The organism is Arhodomonas sp. KWT (assembly GCF_010993615.1).
Genome location: NZ_WNXE01000225.1, coordinates 1 through 3,417, shown reverse-complemented (window position 1 = coordinate 3,417; position 3,417 = coordinate 1). Strand labels below are relative to the sequence as shown.

Below are 3,417 nucleotides of genomic sequence, written 5' to 3'. Positions count from 1 at the left end.
CAGCGCCTGCCGGACACCGAGAGCCTGACCGGCCGCGAGCTGGTGGCCCTGGGACGCTATCCGTGGCACGGCCTGCTCCGCCGCCTCGGCGACGAGGACCGCCACCACATCGACCGGGCCATGGCACTGACCCAGACCAAGCCGTTCGCGGACCGCATGGTGGACACCCTCTCCGGCGGCGAGCGCCAGCGTGTCTGGCTGGCCATGCTGCTCGCCCAGGGCAGCCGGTTCCTGATCCTCGACGAGCCCCTCACCGCGCTGGACATCGCTCACCAGGTGGAGATGCTGGCGCTGATCCGCCGGCTCACCCACGAGCTCGGGCTCGGCGTGGTCATCGTGCTGCACGACATCAACATGGCCGCACACTACTGCGACCAGCTCATCGCACTGCGTCAGGGCCGGCTCCTGGCCGAGGGGGCCCCGGACGCCATAATGGAGGAGGCCACCCTCCGGGACATCTACGGCATCCCCATGGAGGTCGTGCCGCACCCGGAGAACGGCCTGCCGGTCGCGCTGGTGCACTACACCCGGCCGGAGGACGCCGGCCGGACCTCCGCCCGGGAGCCACCGACGGACCGGTGCGCCGCCGGCGGCTAGTCTTTCGCCACGGTCGCGCCCGTCTCCTCCGGCGAAACGCCGCTCGCGGGCAGGTCCTCCGCCTGCGTCTCCAGCATCCCCTCGCGCAGGATGAAGCTGATCACCCCGGTCAGCCCCTCCTCCCGGGCGAGGCTCGTGAAGCAGAACGGGCGCTCACCACGCATCGCGCGGGCGTCACGCTCCATGACCGCCAGCGAGGCGCCGACGTGGGGCGCCAGGTCGGTCTTGTTGATCACCAGCAGGTCCGAGCCGGTGATCCCGGGGCCGCCCTTGCGCGGGATCTTGTCGCCGGCGCTGACGTCGATGACGTAGAGGGTGAGATCCGAGAGCTCGGGGCTGAAGGTGGCGGACAGGTTGTCGCCGCCGGACTCGATGAGCACGGCGTCCAGCCCGGGGAACCGGGTCTGGAGGTCGGCCACGGCGGTGAGGTTCATGGAGGCGTCCTCGCGGATCGCGGTGTGCGGGCAGCCGCCGGTCTCCACGCCGACGATCCGGCCCTCGGGCAGGGCGTGGTGACGGCCCAGGAAATCCGCGTCCTCGCGGGTGTAGATGTCGTTGGTGACCACCGCGAGGGAGAAACGCTCCCGCAGCGCGCGGCATAGCGCCAGGGTCAGAGCGGTCTTGCCCGAGCCCACCGGGCCGCCGATACCGATGCGAAGGGGGTCGGTGCGGGTCATCGTGATTCTCCGTGGTTCAACTGCGGAACAGTCGGGTGTACTGGGTCTCGTGACGGCTGCTGGCGATGGCAACGCCCGGGGCCGAGCCCCCCAGGGCCTCGTCCGCGAGCCCCAGCGCGGCCCGGGCCCACTCCGGCACCCGCGCGCCGAGCTCGAAGAGCACTCGCTGGCCCTCGGACTGGCCGAGGGGGATGAGCTTCACCCCGGCGGCGACCTGGTTCTCCAGCCAGGCCCAGAGATAGCCCGCCGCGGCATCCTCGACACCGATGTCCCACCGGCTGGCGGCGAGGGCGAACAGCGTCGCCCAGCTGGTGCGCCCCGGGGCGTCCCAGTCGCCGGCGTCGCTCTCGCCGAGGCTGACGAGCAGCCGCGCCAGCGCCCGGCCCATGTGCTCGTCCTCGGCGCGCAGCTCCGCGGTCTCCCGCGCGGCACGCAGCCAGTCGGTCCAGTAGCCCAGTGCCTCGGCGTCGCCCGCCGTCCAGGCGCGCATCAGCCGCGCCAGCGCCGGCAGGTCCACCGGCACGAGCAGCGCCTGCGCCTGCCCGGCGAGCCAGTCCCCGAGACCCGGACCGTCGCGCACCGTACCGCCCGCCACCGCCGTCTCCAGGCCCGCGGAGTAGGCGTACGCCCCCACCGGGAGGGTCGGGCTGATGAGCTGCCACAGCCGCAGGGTGGCCGGATCAGGCATGGTCGTGGTGGTGATGGCTGTGACCATGCCCGTGGCCGTAGGCCCCCGCCTCGGGCTCGAAGGGGGCGGACTCGTGGTGCACCGCCAGGCCGAGACCGGCGGCCATCGCGTCGAGGACGTGGTCGCGGCGGTAGCGCAGCCAGCCCTCGCCGACCTGCAGCGGCACATGCCGGTTACCCAGATGATAGGCGCCCCGCGCCAGGGTCGTGGGGTCGTGGGCGGTCACCGTGGACACCGCCTCCGCGGCGGCGGCGACCCGGACCACCAGGCCGTCGCCGCCGAGCCGGTCGCCGTCGCGCAGCAGGGAGCCCCGCGGCAGGTGCACGCCGGCGTCCCGGCCGTCGTCCAGGGTCGCGCGGAAGCGGCTCTTCTGCCGGGTCTCGAAGGGCAGGGTCAGCACCGCGTCCGCGGACCGCACGTCGTCGTATCGTTCCGTGAGCTCGATCACGCTCGTCGTCTCCGTATGGTCGCCGCCCGCGCTCAGAACAGGTAGTAGCGCTGGGCGAGGGGCAGTTCCTCGAGGGGCTCGCAGGTCAGGCGTTCGCCGTCGGCGCGGACCTGGTAGGTCTGCGGATCGACCTCGATGGTGGGCTGCCAGTCGTTGAGCTTCATGTCCGCCTTGGTCACCGTGCGGCAGCCGGCAACGGCCACCGTACGCTTGGCGAGGCCGAGGCGGTCGGCGACGCCGGCGGTCGCCGCCGCCGCGGAGACGAAGGTCACCGCGGTCTCGGCGAGCGCGCCGCCGTAGGCGCCGAACATGGGCCGGTAGTGCACCGGCTGGGGCGTGGGGATGGAGGCGTTGGGATCACCCATAGGGGCTGCGGCGACCATCCCGCCCTTGACGATGACCCCCGGCTTGGCACCGAAGAACGCCGGCTTCCAGAGCACCAGGTCGGCCAGCTTGCCCACCTCGATGGAGCCCACCTCGTGGGCGATGCCGTGGGTCAGCGCCGGGTTGATGGTGTACTTCGCCACGTAGCGGCGGGCACGGAAGTTGTCGTTGCGCTCGCTGTCCTCGGGCAGGGCACCGAACTGGCGCTTCATCTTGTGCGCGGTCTGCCACGTGCGCGAGATCACCTCGCCGACCCGGCCCATGGCCTGGGAGTCGGAGGCGATCATCGAGAAGGCCCCGCGGTCGTGGAAGATATCCTCCGCGGCGATGGTCTCGCGGCGGATCCGCGACTCGGCGAAGGCCACGTCCTCCGGGATGGCCGGGTCCAGGTGATGGCAGACCATGAGCATGTCCAGGTGCTCGTCGATGGTGTTCACCGTGTACGGCCGCGTCGGGTTGGTGCTCGACGGCAGCACGTTGGCCTCGCCGGCGGCCTTGATGATGTCCGGCGCGTGGCCGCCGCCCGCCCCCTCGGTGTGATAGGTATGGATGGTCCGGCCCTTGAACGCGGCGATGGTGTCCTCGACGAAGCCGGACTCGTTGAGGGTGTCCGTGTGGATCGC

Annotated in this window: 5 protein-coding genes; 1 reads left to right on the top strand and 4 read right to left on the bottom strand. The window is 72.1% G+C overall.

The annotated features are described in order from the left end of the window. A partial coding sequence (locus G7A99_RS16985) for an ATP-binding cassette domain-containing protein (RefSeq protein WP_163142353.1) occupies window positions 1-597 on the top strand: 597 nt, incomplete at its 5' end. Here G7A99_RS16985 and ureG read toward each other — a convergent pair. From ureG to G7A99_RS16965, 4 genes are all read right to left on the bottom strand, one after another. Then, entirely contained in the window at window positions 594-1,274 is a 681-nt protein-coding gene (gene ureG / locus G7A99_RS16980) for an urease accessory protein UreG (protein ID WP_163142350.1), read from the bottom strand. The genes G7A99_RS16985 and ureG overlap by 4 nt on opposite strands. 16 nt (window positions 1,275-1,290) lie before the next feature. Further along, window positions 1,291-1,989 (bottom strand): urease accessory protein UreF, encoded by a 699-nt coding sequence (locus G7A99_RS16975; protein WP_163142347.1) that lies wholly within the window; start codon window positions 1,987-1,989, stop codon window positions 1,291-1,293. Next, window positions 1,955-2,410 (bottom strand): urease accessory protein UreE, encoded by a 456-nt coding sequence (gene ureE, locus G7A99_RS16970; RefSeq protein WP_163142344.1) that lies wholly within the window; start codon window positions 2,408-2,410, stop codon window positions 1,955-1,957. The genes G7A99_RS16975 and ureE overlap by 35 nt, the downstream gene beginning before the upstream one ends. A 32-nt stretch (window positions 2,411-2,442) precedes the next feature. Beyond that, the coding region (locus tag G7A99_RS16965; protein ID WP_163142341.1) for an urease subunit alpha at window positions 2,443-3,417 on the bottom strand (975 nt) is incomplete at its 5' end.